The sequence below is a fragment of the Desulfonatronovibrio magnus genome, assembly GCF_000934755.1.
Lineage (GTDB): Bacteria > Desulfobacterota > Desulfovibrionia > Desulfovibrionales > Desulfonatronovibrionaceae > Desulfonatronovibrio > Desulfonatronovibrio magnus.
Window position 1 is genome coordinate 78439 of record NZ_JYNP01000018.1, and the last position, 18145, is coordinate 96583.

The window sequence follows — 18145 nt, forward strand, 5'->3', positions numbered from 1 at the left end:
ACTTAGAAATTGTCCTTGTTATTCCTGTGCCTGCCTGTCTTTCTCCCGAATTTCAGCACGCTTGATTTTTCCACTTATGGTTTTAGGCAACTCAGATACATATTCGATGATCCTGGGATATTTATAGGGAGCTGTAACATTTTTGACATGATCCTGCAACTGCCTGGTCAGAGATTCATCCGGCTCAAAACCAGGAGCAAGAACAACTGTTGCCTTAACAATTTGCCCCCTTACTTCATCTGTGACACCGGTGACAGCAGCTTCAATGACTGCCGGGTGTGTAATAAGAGCGCTTTCCACCTCAAAAGGACCTATGCGGTATCCTGAACTTTTGATCAAGTCATCCACTCTACCGAGAAACCACAAATATCCGTCTTCATCCATCCACGCTTTATCACCTGTATGATAAAAACCATCTTTTATTACTGAAGCAGTTTTTTCAGGTTCCTGAAGATAACCAGTAAACAGTCCTGTTGGTAATGACTCATCCAATGCAACACATATCTCTCCCTCATCGCCGACGGCAACTGAGTTGCCTGTTTCATCCAGCAGCACTATATTCCACCCAGGAGCAGGCTTGCCAATGGATCCCGGCTTAGGTTGCATAAAAGGGAAGGTAGCAATTTGCAAAGTAGTTTCTGTCTGGCCGTAACCTTCATAAATGGGCAACCCGGTTATCTTCTTCCAACTATGAAAAACACTTTCATTCAAAAGTTCGCCTGCTGTTGTACAGTGTTTCAGGGCTGAAAGATCATATTTTGTCATATCCTCTCTGATTAGAAAGCGATAAACTGTGGGAGGCGCACAAAAGGTTTGCACCTTATGTTTTGTTAGAATCTCCAATAGACCTGCCGGAGTAAATTTGCCTCTGAAATCATAAACAAAGACCACTGCATCAGCCATCCACTGTCCATAGAATTTACCCCAGACTGCCTTGCCCCAGCCTGTGTCCGCCAGGGTGAGATGAATGTCTCCCGGCTCAAGATCATGCCAGTAAGCCGCAGTCACCCAGTGCCCAAGAGGGTAATTATGTGTATGCTCAACCATTTTGGGAGGCCCTGTAGTTCCTGATGAAAAAAATATCAATAACGGGTCATTGCCTCCGGGCCGGTCATTTTCATGAAAAGGCGAACCAGGCTCTATAACCATCTGTTCATAATCAAGCCAGCCGGTACCAGCTTTCTTATCTCCAGCCTGCACAAGAACTGACAGTTCAGGACACTCAAGCCGGGCTTCATTAACCTTGTCCGTAATGCTGTCTTCACAGACTACAGCCTTAATGCCCGCAAAGTTGACTCGGTAGATGATATCCCCGGGAGTGAGTAAAGAAGGCGAGGGAACTGCCACAGCGCCAATTTTGTGAAGCGCCAGCATGGTAACCCAGAACTCTACCCTGCGGTAAAGGATAATCATGACCTTATCACCCTTTGATATACCATTTTCCCGGAGTGATGCTGCCAAACGCGAAGACTGATCTGCAAAAAAGCCCATGGAATATTCTTTTCTTTGGCCGCTATCATCAATATGAATCATGGCAAGCACCTCAGGATTGGCTGCCGCTTTAGCATCAATTACATCAAAGGCGAAATTGAAGTTTTCAGGTATGGACAATCTGAATCTTTTTATAAAGTCCTGGTAATCAGTGAAATTTTCTTTTATGAACATTCTTTCCCCTTAAAAGCAGTATCTATAAAAGCTATCATGTGATAACAACAATCATTTCAGAAGTCTCGCCATCAAGTCCACGCAGAGCATGCGGAGTTCTGGAAGCAAAGTAAACACTGTCTCCAGGCTCCAGGATTTCCATGCGATCTTCAAATCGCACCTCAAGCCTGCCACTTAAAACATAAATAAACTCCTGCCCAGGATGATCATTAAAGTTCATTTTCGACTCTTCCTTAGGTGGAACCTCAATTAGAAAAGGTTCCATCCTCCGACCTGAAAATCCATAGGCAAGGCTTTTGTAGTTATAGTCTTTGCGTCGATCAACACTCATTCCTTTACCCTTGCGAACAACTGAATAGTTTTGCAAATGGGCTTCAGATCCTGAAACAAGTACAGTCAGGTCTACCTTGCAGAGTTTGGCCATACCATACAGATAACCCACTGGAATCTCCAGTGCGCCAGACTCGTATTCTTTTACTTTCCGGGGATCTATTTCCAATTGTTCTGCAATTTCATCATGGGAAAGGTCCATTGCTTCACGCAATCCCTTGAGGCGCTTTGCAATTTCTTCGTAAGCCTCGGGTTGTGATTCCGGCATGCATATCTCCTTTGATTAGCTTCAAAAAATTGAAAGGTCTTGAACCCGCTTCCTAATTAAACGCCTTGTAACAGTTAAAATCAGGACGCTGGTCTTCAACGACAAAATTCAAGCGGCAAGTCCAAATGGCCAAAATATTCATCCAGCAGTCATCAGCCGCTCTTCTCCGACCTTCCCTCTTCTTCCCTCTTCCTTCTTCCTTTTCCCGTCTTCATTCTTCCTTCAGCCTTCAGCCTTCTTCCCTCTTCCTTCAGCCTTCCTCCCTCAGCCTTCCTCCCTCAGCCTGAAAAGTCCAGCTGGCAAGCCATGTATCAAATCTTAAATCTTAAAACTTAAAACTTTAGATATTCTGACGATGCAGCATAGACTGCCTTAATGTTTCTTTGTCCATATACTTAAGATCAGAGCCGAGAGGAATACCTTGTGCCAGGCGCGTCAAGGAAAGATAAGGATACTCCCTGTCCACCAGGTTTTTTATGTACGATCCTGTATTTTCAGCCTCTAAGGTAGTGCCAAGTGCAAGGATAAGTTCTTTAATCTTCCCTGCTCCAAGCAGCTCTCTTAATCGATCAAATTCAAGGCTGTTGGTCTCAACTCCATCTAAGGGAGATAAAAGTCCCCCAAGCACTAAGTATTTTCCCCTGAAAAAGCCTGACTCTTCCATGACTATAAGGCTGTCCCATTCGGCTACAATACAAAGTTTATCTTCATCCCTGGCAGGATCAGAGCACAAATCACACGGATCATTGTCTGCAAGACTGGCGCACTTGGAACAGACGCAAAGTTTTTCACGCAATTCCAAAATGCTCTGACCAAGATTTCTGGTTTTTTCTCGAGGCCATTTAAGCATAGTCATGGCAATACGCAGAGCACTTTTTGGTCCTATTCCAGGAAGTCGAGACAATTGGTCTACAAGATTTTGCAACGGTAAAGGCAGCTTACTCAAAAAACCTCCAATAACAGACTGTGCCTGTATTCAAATTAAAAAAGACCTGGAATTTTCATACCGCCTGTGAGCTGAGCCATCTCCCCCTGAACCATATCTTTTGCCCTTTTCAAAGCATCATTGGTAGCTGCTAAAAGCAAATCCTGCAACATTTCCACATCTTCCGGGTCAACTACATCTTTTTCAATCCTGATTTCAGCTATCTCCTGAGCTCCTGTAGCCTTTACCGTAACCATACCTCCGCCTGCAGAAGCTTCAACTACCTTGCTGTTAAGCTCTTCCTGCATTTTGGCCATTTTTTTCTGCATCATCTGAGCCTGTCTAACCAAATCGTTCATCATGATTATTTCTCCTTAATTTATTGAACCAATAATCTTAATAGTTTACTTTTCGAATCTCAATTATCCTTGCATCAAAATCATCCAAAACCTTTTTAACTACTGGATGGTTGAGAGCCTTTGTGCGGAAAGAGGAATTGTTTTCTGGTGCGTCATGTACAAGGCTAAGCTTTACCTGAGAGCCAAAATACTGTTGAGTTAGCGACGTAAGCTCTCTTTGCCGCTCACTCTTATTTAAAGAATCGTAGACAAAGCTCTGCTTGCAGACAATTTTAAGCTCATCTTCCTCAATAATGCCCGGGCAACTTTTGAGCATCCTTACTAAAGCTGCTTCATCAGGTCCTTTAGTGTTACAAAATTCTACAAATCCATCCCAGTCTTTTTTAACCTGATTATCTGCTTTTTGCTCTTCATTATCTTGAGAACCTGCATGATCTTCCGGAGATTCCTTTTCAAAATCATCAGCTGCCTGTGCCTGCTCAGGCTTTTTAAGCTCTGTATTGTCATTTCGTTGCGGGACAATGGAGGTGTCAGGGGCAGATGTCAAAGACGAAGCAGGCAGATCAGTATATTTGTCCACTGGCAAAAGTTCAGGTAAACAGGCAAGATTGAAAAGCAGCAGTTCTAAAGCAGTAGCTGGCTCATTGCTTCTGACAATATTTTTCTGCTCTTCAATAACCATTTGCCATGCTGCATGAATAATTGTGCCAGGAAAGGCTCTGGCCATGTCCTGCCAGAAAGTCAGTTCTGCCTCAGGAAGATCAAGTATGGAAGCTGCCCTGGGACCAGCCTGCGATATCAGAAAAACATTCCTCCAGCATGAAGAAAATTCCAGCAGAAAAAAGTTAATATCCAAGCCCTGCTCCAGCATCTTGCCCAGTTCTGTATGTAAAACCAGTAAATCCTTTGCTGAAACAGCCTGGAAAATCCTTGCATACACTTCATGCCCGGCCAGTCCCAGCAGGTCTCTCACACTGGCAGAGTCAATTTTTTCACCTCCCAGGGCAATCACCTGTCCCAAAATGGACATTGAGTCTCGTACACTTCCGGCACCCCTTCGGGCAATAAGTTTAACGGCATCAAGGTCATATTCAACCTTTTCAGAATCCAGAACAGATGACAAGTGTCTAACTAACTCATCAAGGGGTACCATTTTGAAAACATAATGCTGGCACCTGCTGACTACAGTCACTGGAAACTTTTCCGGAGCAGTGGTAGCCATGATGAAAACACAGTGACGTGGCGGTTCTTCCAAAGTTTTCAGCAGAGCATTGAAAGCCCCTTTTGACAGCATGTGCCCTTCATCAATAATGATAACCTTGTATTTTCCACTCATAGGCACATAAACTGCGTCTTCACGCAATTTACGAACATTATCCACCCCGGTATGCGATGCAGCATCTATTTCCATAACATCAGGAAAAGCTCCTTTAGATATCTGCCGACAATTAGAGCATGAATTGCAAGGCTCAAAATCAGGACCATTACGGCAGTTGATAGCCTTGGCCATAATTCTGGCAGCAGTTGTCTTACCCACACCCCTTGTTCCACTAAACAGATAAGCATTGGCAGGCTTATCCTGCTGAGAGGCTGTGGACAGAACCTTTTTGATAAAGTCCTGCCCCACAATATCTTTGAAGCGTTGCGGTCTGTATTTTGCTGTCAGCCCTACTCTTGCCATTAACTTCTCACTTACCAGGATGTTCTAAGTTCAAATCAAAGATTGCATAACACTGCTGAAACTATTCTGCACGGGAACATTATGCGTTTCTGAAAAGTTAACTGGGGACAGTTCCCGTGCCAAGCTGTCACAACGGGGATTAAACTCCTAATGCGGGCCATGCCCGCAACCCAGTTATCTGTTACTTGTTGATTGTTATCAGGGTAAGGAAATGAATTCAGGCTTTTGTGCTTCAACAATTAGCTGATAACAATTTCTTGTTTTTTTATGACAGGGTTTCAAGAGTCAGTAACTAAATAGCTATGCCAATTGAACAGCTAAACAGCAACAACAATTACAGTTGCACTGTGAAGATTATATATTATAGTTGGTCAACCAGCCTGCGTACTTCAGGTTTTCACCATGTACCACCTTGAAGTATTCACTTTGCAGCAACAGGCTTGTTGGTCCGGCTTTGCCTGCTCCAATAGTTCTTCGATCAACTTCTCTTATGGGAGTAACCTCGGCAGCTGTTCCGCAGAAAAAGGCCTCATCAGCCATATAAAGCTCATCTCTGGTAAATCTTTGTTCAGTTACTTCATAGCCCATATCCCTTGCAAGAGTAATGAGTGAGTCTCTGGTAATTCCACCAAGGATCGGTCCAAGAGGAGGTGTTTTGAGCTTGCTGTTTTTGATGATAAAAATATTCTCACCTGTAGCCTCGGCTACATATCCATCCACGTCCAGCATAAGAGCTTCGTCATATCCATCAGCAACAGCCTCTCGCTTGGCCAGAACAGAATTTACATAATTTCCAGCCACCTTAGCCTTAGTCATCATAACATTAACATGATGTCGCGTGAAACTGGATGTTTTAACCCTGATTCCTTTCTTTAGTGCTTCTTCACCAAGATAGGCACCCCACGGCCATGTGGCAATTATGAGTCGAACAGGATTTTCACCGGGATGCACCCCCATGGCGCCGTCTCCAATAAAGGCCAGAGGTCTGATATAGCCCTGATCCAGCTTGTTTGCCTTGAGGGTTTCAAGAATTGCTGCACTGATCTCTTCCTGTGTGAAAGGAATTTTCATTTCAACTGTTTTGCCCGATCCCAGCAGTCTGGCCACATGTTCTTCTAAACGAAAAACAGCTGATGAGCCATCCTTGCACTTATAGCATCTAATACCCTCAAAGACCCCTACCCCATAATGCAAAGCGTGAGTCAAAACATGTACATTTGCCTCATCCCATGGCACAAGCTTTCCATCAAACCAGATTTTCTCAGCTTTCTGAATCATATTTTTCTCCTCTTGATAATATAATGTAATAGTTTAGCCAGTATCCGTGCTTTCTTTAGAAAAGAGCTAAACTGTTACTTGATAATAAACTGTTACTATTTTTTCAGTTTGTCTCCTCGACTGGCTCTAAACACCAGGCGCAAAGGGGCCATATTCAATTTGAACAACTTGCGAATCTGTTTTTCAAGATATTTTTTGTAGGAAGCCTTGAGCAGTTGAGGATTATTAACAAAAAAAACAAACTCAGGTGGATTGGATCCAGCCTGGGTCATGTAATAAATTTTTGCACGCCTGCCCTTGATTGAAGGAGGCTGGTGCCTCTCAGTTGCATCCTTAACCAGTCTGTTTAACTCTCCTGTTCCAATTCTGACCTGGCACTGCTCCCACAGCTTTTCTGCCAGAGATATAAGCCCGCCAAGACCGGACCTGGTAATAGTCGAGGTATATACAACCGGAGCGTGAGAACAGAACCCCAGTTCTCTAACAAACATCTCCCTAAGCTGACCCTGCTTTGACCTTGGAACAAGATCAATCTTGTTCACCAAAGCAATAAACGGCGACTTTTCGCGGTCTAAAAAGGATAAAAGCTTTTTGTCCTGTGCAACCACACCGCTCAGGGCATCAAGAACAATAAACACAACATCCGCCCTTTTGCTGCTTTTAAGGGCCTTGAGAACGCTGAATCTTTCCAGATCATCGTAAATTACTGTTCTACGCCGGACACCAGCTGTATCAATGAATGTATATCTGCGATTATTCTTTTCTAAAGTGATATCAACACAATCTCTTGTGGTGCCTGCTTCTGAACTGACCAAAACCCTGTTTTCGCCGGTCAAAGCATTAATTAGCGAAGATTTGCCTACATTGGGACGACCCAGCATAGAGAGTCTTAAACCAAGTGATTTTTCCTGATCATGTTCAATATTCCCTTCAGGCAGTCTGGATAATACCTCCTCCATAAGTTCATGGATATTATAACCATGGGCTGCCGAAACCGGAGTGGCGTCTATTCCGAGAGAGTAAAAGTCAGTCATTAAAGCAGTGCTTTTTTCTTCGCCGTCCACTTTATTAACCGCAACATGCACCGGCCTGTTGCTTTGTCTTAACATAACCGCCAGCTGTTCATCCAGCCTTGTCAAGCCTTCTCTGGCATCCACCACCATGAGAATCAGGTCTGCAGCCTCCAGAGCTTCAGCAGCCTGCTGAAAGATCTCTTTTTCCATGACATCCTGGTTGTTTAGAATCAGCCCCCCTGTATCTACAAGATTAAACGCTTCCTGCCCATGAATGCGCACGGTTCCATACAGCCTGTCCCTGGTTACCCCAGGACGGTCATGAGTGATGGCCTTATTCTGCCGAATCATTCGATTGAAAAGAGTGGATTTGCCCACATTGGGCCGGCCGGCAATAACTACATAAGGAAGCATGATTTATCCTGTCCACGCGGAAGTAAAGCTGTTCACGTGCATTATGCTCCAGGGGCCTGGGCACAAACACGGTTTATGGCTTCATCGTAAGGCTTGTGCAGTATGCCGTATTCCGTGATTATTGCTGATATTAAGGTGGATGGTGTGATGTCAAAGGCAAAATTGTATACGCCGACATTCTCGGGAAGGATTAATTTGCCATTAATAAACTTTACTTCATCAGGAGTTCTGTCTTCAATGGGAATATCTTTTCCAGACTTTGTTCTGATATCAATAGTGGAAAGCGGGGCTGCAACATAAAATGGCACTCCATGAGCTGAAGCTGCCAGGGCAACTCCATAAGTGCCGATTTTATTGGCAACATCTCCATTGGCAGCTATGCGGTCCGCACCTACGACCACCTTGTCAACCAGACCCTGCTGCATAAGATGCGCACAGGCATTGTCGCAGGCTACTGTCACCTCTATTCCGTCCTGCTCCAGCTCATATGCAGTCAATCTGGAACCCTGCAGAAATGGACGAGTTTCATTGGCAATGACCTTTACTTTTTTACCCTGGTCAACTGCCGCTCGAACAACTCCAAGAGCCGTGCCGTATCCGCCTGTAGCCAGGGCACCGGCATTACAGTGAGTCATAACAGTATCGCCGTCATTGATTAGTTCAGCGCCATAACCACCCATTCTTTTATTAATGGCAATATCTTTACTGTGCAAATCCATAGCTTTATCTAACCAAAGCTTTATAAGATCATCAGTTGATTCAGGTTGCCCCTTCAACTGCTCATGAAGCATTACTTCTACTGCCCATGCAAGGTTGGCTGCAGTTGGTCTGGCGTGAGCAATGTCACGTAGTTTTTTCTCAAGGGATGCCTTCCAGTCATTTCTTGCTGCAACTTCATTACAGGCCAGAACACAGCCGAACGCTGCAGTTACTCCAATAGCTGGTGCTCCCCGCACTACCATTTGTTGAAGCGCATAAACTATATCCTGAGTGCCGACGCACTCAAACCATTCTTCTTTATGCGGCAACAGCCTCTGATCCAGAAGCATGAGGCAGCCTTTTTCCTTGTTAAAATAGATATGTTCCATTAATTATTTCCCTGAAAAAAATCGAGCAAAAATGATATTAATAAGGAAGTGATCATTTAGATCAAACCTCCCCCAACCCCTCCTTGAAAAGGAGGGGAGTACTCCGTGTTGTGCTCCAGATACGACTGGGTTGCGCCACATCAAACTTCTGAAGTAATTGATATAAAATTGCAATTGCTTGAAAATAGGTCTGGACCCAGGATCAAGTCAGGAATGACGGCCAGGGGCAACGAATCCCCGTCATCTGACCCCTGACCTCTGACCTCTGCCCTCTGACCTCTGACCTCTGACTTCTGACTTCTGATCCCTGACTACTGATCCCTGACTACTGCAACTTCCGGTTCAGCAACTCATTAACCATTGCCGGATTTGCCTGACCTTTGGTCTGCTTCATAATCTGCCCCACAAAAAAGCCCATAAGCTTTTTCTGGCCATCTTTAAATCTCTGAACTTCCTGAGGATGAGCTTCAAGGACCTGGTCAACCATAGTTTCAAGAGCAGAAGAATCTGATATCTGCACCAGACCTTTATCTTTAACAACCTTTTCCGGTTCAGTACCGGTTTCAAACACCTCTGAAAAAACAGTTTTGGCAATTTTTCCACTTATGGTGCCTTCATCCACCATGCGCACTATGCAGGACAGTTGATCAGGCTTTAAGCTGATCTCTGCAACGCGTTGTCCTGTATCATTAAGTTTGCTCATGAGGTCGCCAACTATCCAGTTACTTATCTTCCTGGGTTGATTGTAAGCTTTGACCGAGGCTTCAAAGAAATTGGCCAGTTCCTTCTCTGATGTGAGCACAGCAGCATCCGGCTCTGGCAGATTGTACTGCGTGATAAAACGCTGCATTCGTGCCCCGGGTAGTTCTGGCAATGCTTTTTTCAACTCTTCAACCCAGTCAGGATCAATAATAAGAGGAGTCAGGTCAGGATCAGGAAAATACCTGTAATCGTGTGCTTCTTCCTTACCGCGCATGGATCTGGTCATTCCTTTATCAACATCGTAAAGTCTGGTTTCCTGCACAATTGCCTCGCCGTCATCAAGCAGTTCGGCTTGTCTCATTATTTCGTATTCCAGGGCCTTTTGCACATGCCTGAAAGAGTTTAGGTTCTTTATTTCAGCCCTGGTTCCAAATTCTTCACGCCCTGTGGGTCTTAAAGAAATATTTGCATCACAGCGAAAGCTGCCTTCTTCCATGTTGCCATCGCATATTTCAAGATAAAGAAGGATGCCGCGCAAGGACTTAAGGTAAGCTACAGCTTCAGCAGGACTTCTGATGTCCGGCTCAGAAACAATTTCTAAAAGGGGTACTCCTGTTCTGTTCAGATCCACATAACTCATATTGTCAGTAGAGGAATGGATTGATTTGCCTGCATCTTCCTCCATGTGAATCCTGGTAATTCCTATTACTTTTTCCAGACTATCCACAGCAATTCTTATCTTACCGTGTTCAGCAAGAGGCTCCTCATACTGAGAAATCTGATAACCTTTGGGAAGATCAGGGTAAAAATAATTCTTTCTGGCAAAGACAGATCTGTCATTGACCCGGCATTCTACAGCAAGGGCCATTTTCAATCCAAACTCCACAGCCTTCTGGTTAAGTACCGGCAACACCCCTGGCATTCCACAGCAGACAGGACATGTATTTTCATTAGGCCCCTGACCAAACATGGTTGAACAACCACAGAAGATCTTGGACTTGGTTTTCAATTGTGCATGAACTTCCAGCCCGATTACGGTCTCATATCTGTTCATCAATATCTCCGAGAGTATTTTATTATAAAATGACAGGCATAAGCTGCAAATTATTAACTCAGGTCTGCTTAGAAGTCAAAAACAAGTATGGATAAATCCAGCCAAAAATAGCAGCCTAATTCTCCATTGCTGTTTTATAGTAAAATTGTATCCGCACTATAGCAGTTCACTCAGCAGGCTGTTTATTGAAGTTATTCTCCAACCTTACAGGCAACAAAACCAAATAAGCAATAAATTCAGAGCACTATGGCTTTACCATACAGATTGCTTCGGTCGCTTAGGCTCCCTCGTGGGTAACAGGTTTTGAGCAACTACATCCCTGACAGCTCAGGTGTCATTGCGAGCGAGTCTTTTTACCCTGAATACACGCAGTGTAGGCGCAGCCATTCAACTGGGGCGAGCGCGGCAGTCCTTGTTGCGAGCAAAGCGAAGCTATCTCGTGTTAAGGCTATTGCAAGTTACTCACTGGTTTGGTCCCGGCTGCCCGGGTGTGAGAAGCTTTCAACTCACAAGTTCATTAAACAGACTGATTTATTATTCATCAACTGAGTCATGCATTTCAGGAAGAGTGAAATAAAATGTCGCACCCTGACCGGGCTTGCTTTCCACCCACAACTTGCCGCCATGCTTTTCAACAAACTCCTTGCATAGCATAAGTCCCAATCCAGTTCCTCTCTCACCTTCAGTCCCTCTTGTGGAAAACTTACCTCCTTGAGAAAACAGTCTGGCGATGGTTTTTTCATCCATGCCCAGCCCGTTATCTTCAACAACAATTTTTATCATCTTATTCTGTTTTTCTGCCTTAAAGTTGATCTCACCTTTGCGTCTCGTATATTTTACAGCATTGGCAAGAATATTACGAACAACAGTGCTCACCATGGACTTATCAGCAAGAATTGAAATATCATCTGGTATCGCTACATGCAGAGCTATTTCTTTCTGCACGAGTCTGGGCTTTATAAGTTCAAGACTAAAATCCGCGATTTCAGACAATGTCAGGGGGGCGGGCTCGAACTCTATCAAACCTCTCTGAACCCTGGACCACTCAAGCAGGTTGTTAAGCAGGTTGTATAAATTATCAGCATTGGACTTCATTTCTCTGGCAAGATTACGGATATCTTCATGAGACATACTGTCAATATGCTTGTCCAGCAGTCTGATGAAGTTTAGAAATCCGATAAAAGGTGATTTCAGGTCATGTGCTATTATGGAGAAAAACTTGTCCTTTTCGTTTAATGTCCTTTCCAGGCGACAATTGACTTTTTTTAGCTCGTTTTCCGCCTTGGTTTTCTCACTGATGGCCCGGGCAAGCTTGACATGACCAAAGCTCAGGTCGGAAACAAGGTTGGCAAGTCTGGTGTAAAAGGTCATGGCCAGCTGTACTGTTTCCCTGGAAAACCTGGGCACCCGGTTCAAAGCCTGAAGATACTCTTCCTGATCAAAACCGTATTTGAGGGCCTGAGCCTTAAATATTTCCACATCAGGCTCTTCACCTGCAAAAAGAAACTGTCCGAGGTAAAGATTCCCAAGATGCTTTCGGCCAATAATAATGGGCGTTGAGATATCCCACATATTATTTTTGCACTTATACAGCTTGAACTTACCGGGCACTCCAGGGCCGGCCAGAAAAATATCACTTTCCAGACAGTTCTTACAGGTTTCAGGATGGACCCGGTGAAAAAGAGTACATATATCCTGCCAGCCTGTAGCAACAAGAATTTTGCCTTTTATATTTAAAATTGCACTGCCGATATTGGTCAAATTGTAAAAATCATCCATCAGATGCTGTAAAGCGGGTACATCTACAATATCTTCCAGATCAAGGTCGCCAATATCTCCTTCTGGTGAAACAAGGGTTAACAGTTTGTGCCTGACCCGGGCTTCACTCTTTCTCAGGGCATCTTCCATTTCCTTTCGTTCCGTGATGTCTTTGATCAGACCATCGTAGGAAAGCACATGCCCCTGATCATCAAAATTCTGCACAATAGTATTCATCACCCAACGAATTTTTCCATCTTTCCTGACGATCCTGTGCTCTAAGGATGGAGCCTGATCTCCGTTTAAAGCCTGTCTGGCCTGTTCTCTGACGTCGTCCTGATCTTCAGGCAGAACCATTTTAATCCAAAGATAAGGATCAGAGGCAAACTCCTGGGCAGTATAGCCGGTAACCGCAACACAAGAAGGACTGTGCTCTGTTTTTTCAGCCTGGCCCTGACTGACGGTTACAGTATAAAGATAGTCCGTCAATTCTTCAGTAATCCTTCTGAACCGTTCTTCACTGCGCTGCAGGGCTTTTTGTGCCTGAAGGCTCAATAATGAGCCTGTGTCACGATAGTCATAAGAGTCATTCATAAAAATAAACTCCAGCTGTAAAAGTTGAGTACAGAGTAAGACTGACAGAATAAACTGTCACAGTGCACATGCAGATATCTTAAATTCTACTCACTCAGTATACTCAACCATCACCTTTTTTGTTGCGAATTTTAAAAAAATGTGCAAAATTCTTCTCTGTGGATAATTTCTTTATTTTTTTATATCAGTCTAACCCTATTGAAAAAAAGCAGCGGACAGATAAAGAATTAAACTGTTCGTATCTGTTTAGCGCTTTGCATGTGGCATGGCTTCCTGCCCGGAGGCATACAGCCCGGAGGGGGACTGGCTCTTCCGGGACCCACTTGTCCCAAAAAATGAGATATTTTAAGCACAAAATAATGTTCAAGTGGGTCCCTGAGTGCCTGTCCCCTGCTTTCCTTAAAAGCGCTAAACAGATACACTGAACTGTTCAAAGTTTGGGATGCCTGACCACAACTTTTTACAAAACACCAATTATTTTTAGTTTCTTTGCCGGGTTGTTCAGCGGAAAGTTTATGAAAAACAAAGCAAGCAGAAAAAATCATTTGCTTCAGGAACTGCGCCAGAAAGCAGAATCCAGAATCAACAATCTGAAAACCGGTGAAGATATTGACTTCACCAGTATACATGAAGTTATTCATGAACTTAATGTGCATCAGGTTGAACTGACCATGCAAAAAGATGAACTGGAGGCCAAGCAAAGGGACCTGGAAAAATCGAGAAATGAATACTTTAGACTGTTTGACCTTGCTCCTGTAGGATACTTTGTTTTTGACGAAAAAGGCATTATTATTGATGTCAACAATTTTGGCTCAAAAATTCTTCATCAAACCCAGGACAAACTAATCAACAAACCTTTTATGCTTTTCCTTGACACCAATTACCAGAAAACTTTTATCGATCACAGAAAAAAAACATTACAGTCCCGAAAACCACAAAATACCCTTCTTAAACTCAAAAGCAGAAGTAATCAGGAGATTCTGGTTAAGGTTACCAGTATCGCCTTTGAACATAACCAGGGTGAACCTTTGCGCTGTTTCTCAGTTATGGAAGACATTACAGAACTGCAGCAGTCATTGGAAGCACAGAAACAACTAAATACAGAACTTGAGCAAATCAATACCCAACTAAGACAAGAAGTCAAAAAACGCAAAGAGATTGAAACTGAGTTAATACAGCATAGAGATGCAGCCCAGTCTGCCACCCGTGCCAAAAGCGAATTTCTGGCCAATATGAGTCATGAACTGAGAACGCCCCTTAATGGCATTATGGGCACCATTCAGGTTCTTGAAACATCTGATATTGATTCTGACCTTATGGAAATGGTAGAGATGGCCAAAACTTCAGGGACGGGAATACTGAAAATTTTAAACGATATCTTAGAGTTTTCCAGCACTCACCAGGAAAGCTTTACAATCAAAAATAAGTTTTTTGAGTTGCGCAAGGCAGTAAGCCATGTTTTTGATGCTTTCCAGTCTGTAATCAACCAGAAAAGCCTTCATCATACCATTGAGATAGATCCTGATATACCTGCTTACATTTGCGGAGATGAGGCCAGACTTCGACAAGTCATTTTCAATCTGCTGGGTAATTCTGTAAAATTTACCGAGAACGGCAATATCAATCTTAAAGTCAACCTTGCTGCATCAGATGACTTGCATATAACCTTGAAGTTCAGTATTTTCGATACTGGAGTCGGAATTCCCCAGGACCTCATTAAACAGGTATTTGAACCGTTTACTCAGGTGGATGGAAGCTATACCAGGAAGTATGGCGGCATAGGTATGGGACTGTCCCTTTCCAGCAACCTCATCAAACTGATGGGTGGGGACATAGATATCCAGAGTAAACCTCAGAAAGGAACAGTTGTTGACTTTACACTGAGCTTTCTCAAAAATTGCCCGCAGGAAGAAAAATCTGAAGCCTGATGTTTCTTGACAATTGTCACCTTTGCATGTGGCACGGTTTCCTGCCCGGAGGCATACAGCCCGGAGGGGACCCGGCTCTCCCGGGACCCACCTGCCTCACAAATGAAACGTTTAAAACACTGGTGGATGCTTAACTGGTACCCGGAGTGCATAACGTTTGATTTTCAAAAAAAGGGTCTAACGCTGATTGTACCCGCAACCCAATTTAAACAAGGATCGTTAAGTTGGGGCGATAACCGTTCTTTTCAGACTGAAGACTAAAGGCTGAAGAATAAGGTTCCTGGGCATTATTGCTCTTTCAAGGTTAAAAAACTTTCTTGTTTTTTTCTACAGGATTGAAACGGTAAGTTACTAAACTGTTTTGACAATTCAACTATTGTCTTTGGTTCCTGAATAGGTAAATGATTTGGCAATCATTTTGTAAAAACTGCCCTTGTCAATACCTATTGTCTGCCCACACAAGCAGTACAGCTTTGAGTCCCTGATATCAAATTCAAATTTTCTGGTCATCCTGCGCTTATGACAGCGCAGCACCTCGCCGGGTCCAATTTTTTTATACTTCCAAAGCTTTCGTTTACATCCTGAGCACTTGATTGTAAGCATATCTATACATTTATCACAAACCCAAGAAAACAGCAAGTCATGACCGTAAACACCAAAAGAATTAAAGTACTAAAATCCGGCAGCCTTAAAAAAGGACCTGTTGTTTATTGGATGAGCAGAGATCAGAGAATCTTTCATAACTGGGCCCTTGTCCATACCCTGGATCTGGCTTTACGTCATAACTCCAGGCCCCGCATAGTTTTCTGTATTTCCCCAAATTTTCTTAACGCATGCTTAAGACAATACGATTTCATGCTCAAAGGATTGGCGGAATGCATTGATGTGGCCCATGAATTAAATATACCTTTAGATATCATTCATGGACATCCCGGTGAAGTCATTCCTGATTATATCAATACTCATAAGGCCTCAACTCTAATCATGGACTTCGATCCCTTGAAAATCAAAAAAGATTGGCAAAGGGAAGTTGTTGATCAAATCAACCTGGATGTGCACATTGTGGACGCACACAATATTGTTCCCTGCTGGATTACTTCTGCAAAACAGGAATATGCTGCTCGAACCATACGCCCCAAGATACATTCCCTGCTTGATGAATTTCTTGAGCCCTTTCCAGAAATTTTACCATGGCCTGAAAAAACAACATTATCAGCCATCAGCACTGACAGAATTTTGCAGGAAATAAAATTGGACAGGGATATCAGGCCTGTTGACTGGATTCTTCCTGGTTGGAATAAGGCGCTGAAAATTCTTGATAAATTTATAACCCATGATCTAAACCACTATCACTTGAAAAGAAATGATCCCAATGAAAATGCCCTGTCCAACCTTTCTCCATATCTGCATTTTGGACAGATATGCAGCCAGACTATTGCCTTGCGCGTGAAAGAAAATTTAACAACTGATATTGATGCTCGTGACGCTTTTCTTGAAGAGCTCATTGTGCGCAAAGAACTTTCAGACAATTTCTGCTATTATAATGATAACTACGATAACTTTGAAGGCATACCGGACTGGGGGAAGAAAACTCTTAATAAACACCGCGGCGATTCCCGGGAGTACATTTACAGTCTTGAGAATTTTGAGCAGGCACAAACCCATGACCCTTTATGGAATGCAGCCCAAATGGAAATGCGTCTTCAGGGAAAAATGCATGGCTATATGCGCATGTACTGGGCCAAAAAAATTTTAGAATGGACTGAATGTCCTGAACAGGCGATAGAGTGGAGTATTTACCTAAATGATAAGTATGAGCTTGATGGACGCGATCCCAATGGTTATACTGGCATTTTGTGGTCAACAGGAGGCCTGCACGATCGTCCATGGAAAGAACGGCCTGTTTTTGGCACAATAAGATATATGAATTATAATGGATGCAAAAGAAAATTTGATGTAGACTCATACATTAAAAAATGGACCAATTGAGTGAGGCAATAATGAACTATTTCATACTTGGCGGTACAGGCTTTGTCGGCAACCATCTTGTTAAGCATCTTGTGAGTCAGGGAGACAAGGTGACAGCGTTAGTCAGAGACAAATCTAAGTTAAAAATCAAATCTCCCAACTTGACGCTGGTGCTGGGAGATCCACTTAAACCCGGCCCATGGCAGAATATTTCTGATGATATACAGGTGGTCATTAATCTCACTGGCTCTCCGGTCATGACCAACTGGACAGAAAAAACCAAGCAGCTCATCCTGTCATCCAGAGTTGACTCCACTGTCAACGCCATATCGGCCATCAAGGACAGTTCTCCCAAAACCTTTGTCTGCGCCAACGCAGTTGGGTACTTTGGTCCGAGAAAGGATCAGCTAATTGATGATCATGCCGGGCCCGGCAGTGATTTTCTTTCCGATGTTGCTGTACAGTGGCAGGAAGCAGCCATGGGGGCTGAAAATTTTGGGCACAGGGTTGTGGTAACCAGATTTCCAGCTGTGCTTGGCCCCAATGGAGGCGCGTTAAAACAAATGCTCACTATTTTCAAACTTGGCCTTGGAGGCAAGCTTGGATCTGGAAGCCAATGGTTTTCCTGGGTTCATATCTTTGACCTTGTAAGGGCCATGCACTTTGTCAGTTCCAATGCCAGGATTAAAGGAGCTATTAACGTATGCGCACCTGAACCGATAACCAATTCAGAGTTTACTGCAGCGCTGGCTAAAACACTTAGAAGGCCTGCTTTTTTCACTGTACCCGGTTTTGGATTAAAATTACTATACGGAGAAGTGGCCGATATGCTGCTTACCGGACAAAGATGTGTGCCCAGGGTTCTGCAGGAATCAGGATTTGATTTCAAATATCCGGATATAGATTCAGCATTAGCCGGTATAATGGCTGACTGGCAATAGACTCTTAGTGGAGATTACAACCATCAGGCTGATAATTGGAAACAAGCCCTCACTGCTGCGTGGAAAGCTCAGAAACCGACTGGGCATTTCCAGATTGTATTTAGTGAGCCAGCAGATTACTCAGATTGTGGACATATTCCGTCTTAGTAACTTACCGCCTCAATCCTGTAGCAAAAAAC

Annotated in this window: 14 protein-coding genes; 3 read left to right on the plus strand and 11 right to left on the minus strand. The window is 43.6% G+C overall.

The genetic code is table 11. The annotated features are described in order from the left end of the window. Positions 1-18: 18 nt before the first annotated feature. From LZ23_RS03105 to LZ23_RS22230, 10 genes are all read right to left on the minus strand, one after another. A complete protein-coding gene (locus tag LZ23_RS03105) occupies positions 19-1665 on the minus strand; it encodes an AMP-binding protein (RefSeq protein WP_045211501.1) in 1647 nt (548 codons plus the stop codon). Positions 1666-1699: 34 nt separating this feature from the next. Beyond that, on the minus strand, positions 1700-2263 hold the full coding sequence (locus LZ23_RS03110) for a helix-turn-helix domain-containing protein (protein ID WP_045211503.1): 564 nt from the start codon (positions 2261-2263) through the stop codon (positions 1700-1702). Between the two features lie 340 nt (positions 2264-2603). Continuing rightward, the gene (gene recR / locus LZ23_RS03115) at positions 2604-3209 is read right to left on the minus strand and encodes a recombination mediator RecR (RefSeq protein ID WP_045211507.1); all 606 of its coding nucleotides are present in this window, start codon (positions 3207-3209) and stop codon (positions 2604-2606) included. Positions 3210-3244: 35 nt separating this feature from the next. Further along, on the minus strand, positions 3245-3547 hold the full coding sequence (locus LZ23_RS03120; RefSeq protein WP_045211555.1) for a YbaB/EbfC family nucleoid-associated protein: 303 nt from the start codon (positions 3545-3547) through the stop codon (positions 3245-3247). A 37-nt stretch (positions 3548-3584) separates the two neighbouring features. After that, a complete protein-coding gene (gene dnaX / locus LZ23_RS03125; protein WP_045211508.1) occupies positions 3585-5228 on the minus strand; it encodes a DNA polymerase III subunit gamma/tau in 1644 nt (547 codons plus the stop codon). Between the two features lie 354 nt (positions 5229-5582). After that, positions 5583-6506, minus strand: coding sequence for a branched-chain amino acid transaminase (locus LZ23_RS03130; protein ID WP_045211509.1), 924 nt, complete (start codon positions 6504-6506; stop codon positions 5583-5585). Positions 6507-6601: 95 nt separating this feature from the next. Next, complete coding sequence (der, locus tag LZ23_RS03135; RefSeq protein ID WP_045211510.1) at positions 6602-7933, minus strand: ribosome biogenesis GTPase Der; 1332 nt, start codon at positions 7931-7933, stop codon at positions 6602-6604. A gap of 41 nt (positions 7934-7974) precedes the next feature. Further along, positions 7975-9021, minus strand: coding sequence for an S-methyl-5-thioribose-1-phosphate isomerase (gene mtnA / locus LZ23_RS03140; RefSeq protein WP_045211511.1), 1047 nt, complete (start codon positions 9019-9021; stop codon positions 7975-7977). Between the two features lie 325 nt (positions 9022-9346). Then, positions 9347-10777 (minus strand): Asp-tRNA(Asn)/Glu-tRNA(Gln) amidotransferase subunit GatB, encoded by a 1431-nt coding sequence (gene gatB, locus LZ23_RS03145; protein WP_045211512.1) that lies wholly within the window; start codon positions 10775-10777, stop codon positions 9347-9349. Positions 10778-11311: 534 nt separating this feature from the next. Next, the gene (locus LZ23_RS22230; RefSeq protein ID WP_052507071.1) at positions 11312-13129 is read right to left on the minus strand and encodes a PocR ligand-binding domain-containing protein; all 1818 of its coding nucleotides are present in this window, start codon (positions 13127-13129) and stop codon (positions 11312-11314) included. A gap of 515 nt (positions 13130-13644) precedes the next feature. On the opposite strand from LZ23_RS22230, the gene LZ23_RS22235 reads away from it, so the two are divergent. After that, positions 13645-15057 carry a PAS domain-containing sensor histidine kinase gene (locus tag LZ23_RS22235; RefSeq protein ID WP_052507072.1) on the plus strand — a complete coding sequence of 471 codons (1413 nt, stop codon included), beginning with the start codon at positions 13645-13647 and terminating at the stop codon, positions 15055-15057. A gap of 369 nt (positions 15058-15426) precedes the next feature. On the opposite strand, the gene LZ23_RS03165 is transcribed toward LZ23_RS22235, so the two are convergent. Further along, complete coding sequence (locus LZ23_RS03165; RefSeq protein WP_045211515.1) at positions 15427-15660, minus strand: hypothetical protein; 234 nt, start codon at positions 15658-15660, stop codon at positions 15427-15429. Positions 15661-15699: 39 nt separating this feature from the next. Between LZ23_RS03165 and LZ23_RS03170 the strand changes: the two genes are divergently transcribed. Further along, positions 15700-17046, plus strand: a complete 1347-nt coding sequence (locus tag LZ23_RS03170; protein ID WP_045211516.1) for a deoxyribodipyrimidine photo-lyase — start codon at positions 15700-15702, stop codon at positions 17044-17046. Positions 17047-17057: 11 nt separating this feature from the next. Beyond that, positions 17058-17966, plus strand: coding sequence for a TIGR01777 family oxidoreductase (locus LZ23_RS03175; RefSeq protein ID WP_045211518.1), 909 nt, complete (start codon positions 17058-17060; stop codon positions 17964-17966). Positions 17967-18145 lie beyond the last annotated feature (179 nt).

What these genes read in the sequence shown, in the direction of transcription:
- LZ23_RS03120 (WP_045211555.1), bottom strand. Translation starts at nt 3,547, where the DNA reads ATGAACGATTTGGTTAGACAGGCTCAGATGATGCAGAAAAAAATGGCC.
- der (WP_045211510.1), bottom strand. Translation starts at nt 7,933, where the DNA reads ATGCTTCCTTATGTAGTTATTGCCGGCCGGCCCAATGTGGGCAAATCC.
- LZ23_RS22230 (WP_052507071.1), bottom strand. Translation starts at nt 13,129, where the DNA reads ATGAATGACTCTTATGACTATCGTGACACAGGCTCATTATTGAGCCTT.
- LZ23_RS03175 (WP_045211518.1), top strand. Translation starts at nt 17,058, where the DNA reads ATGAACTATTTCATACTTGGCGGTACAGGCTTTGTCGGCAACCATCTT.
- LZ23_RS03110 (WP_045211503.1), bottom strand. Translation starts at nt 2,263, where the DNA reads ATGCCGGAATCACAACCCGAGGCTTACGAAGAAATTGCAAAGCGCCTC.
- gatB (WP_045211512.1), bottom strand. Translation starts at nt 10,777, where the DNA reads ATGAACAGATATGAGACCGTAATCGGGCTGGAAGTTCATGCACAATTG.
- dnaX (WP_045211508.1), bottom strand. Translation starts at nt 5,228, where the DNA reads ATGGCAAGAGTAGGGCTGACAGCAAAATACAGACCGCAACGCTTCAAA.
- LZ23_RS03170 (WP_045211516.1), top strand. Translation starts at nt 15,700, where the DNA reads ATGACCGTAAACACCAAAAGAATTAAAGTACTAAAATCCGGCAGCCTT.
- LZ23_RS03105 (WP_045211501.1), bottom strand. Translation starts at nt 1,665, where the DNA reads ATGTTCATAAAAGAAAATTTCACTGATTACCAGGACTTTATAAAAAGA.
- LZ23_RS03165 (WP_045211515.1), bottom strand. Translation starts at nt 15,660, where the DNA reads ATGCTTACAATCAAGTGCTCAGGATGTAAACGAAAGCTTTGGAAGTAT.
- LZ23_RS03130 (WP_045211509.1), bottom strand. Translation starts at nt 6,506, where the DNA reads ATGATTCAGAAAGCTGAGAAAATCTGGTTTGATGGAAAGCTTGTGCCA.
- LZ23_RS22235 (WP_052507072.1), top strand. Translation starts at nt 13,645, where the DNA reads ATGAAAAACAAAGCAAGCAGAAAAAATCATTTGCTTCAGGAACTGCGC.
- mtnA (WP_045211511.1), bottom strand. Translation starts at nt 9,021, where the DNA reads ATGGAACATATCTATTTTAACAAGGAAAAAGGCTGCCTCATGCTTCTG.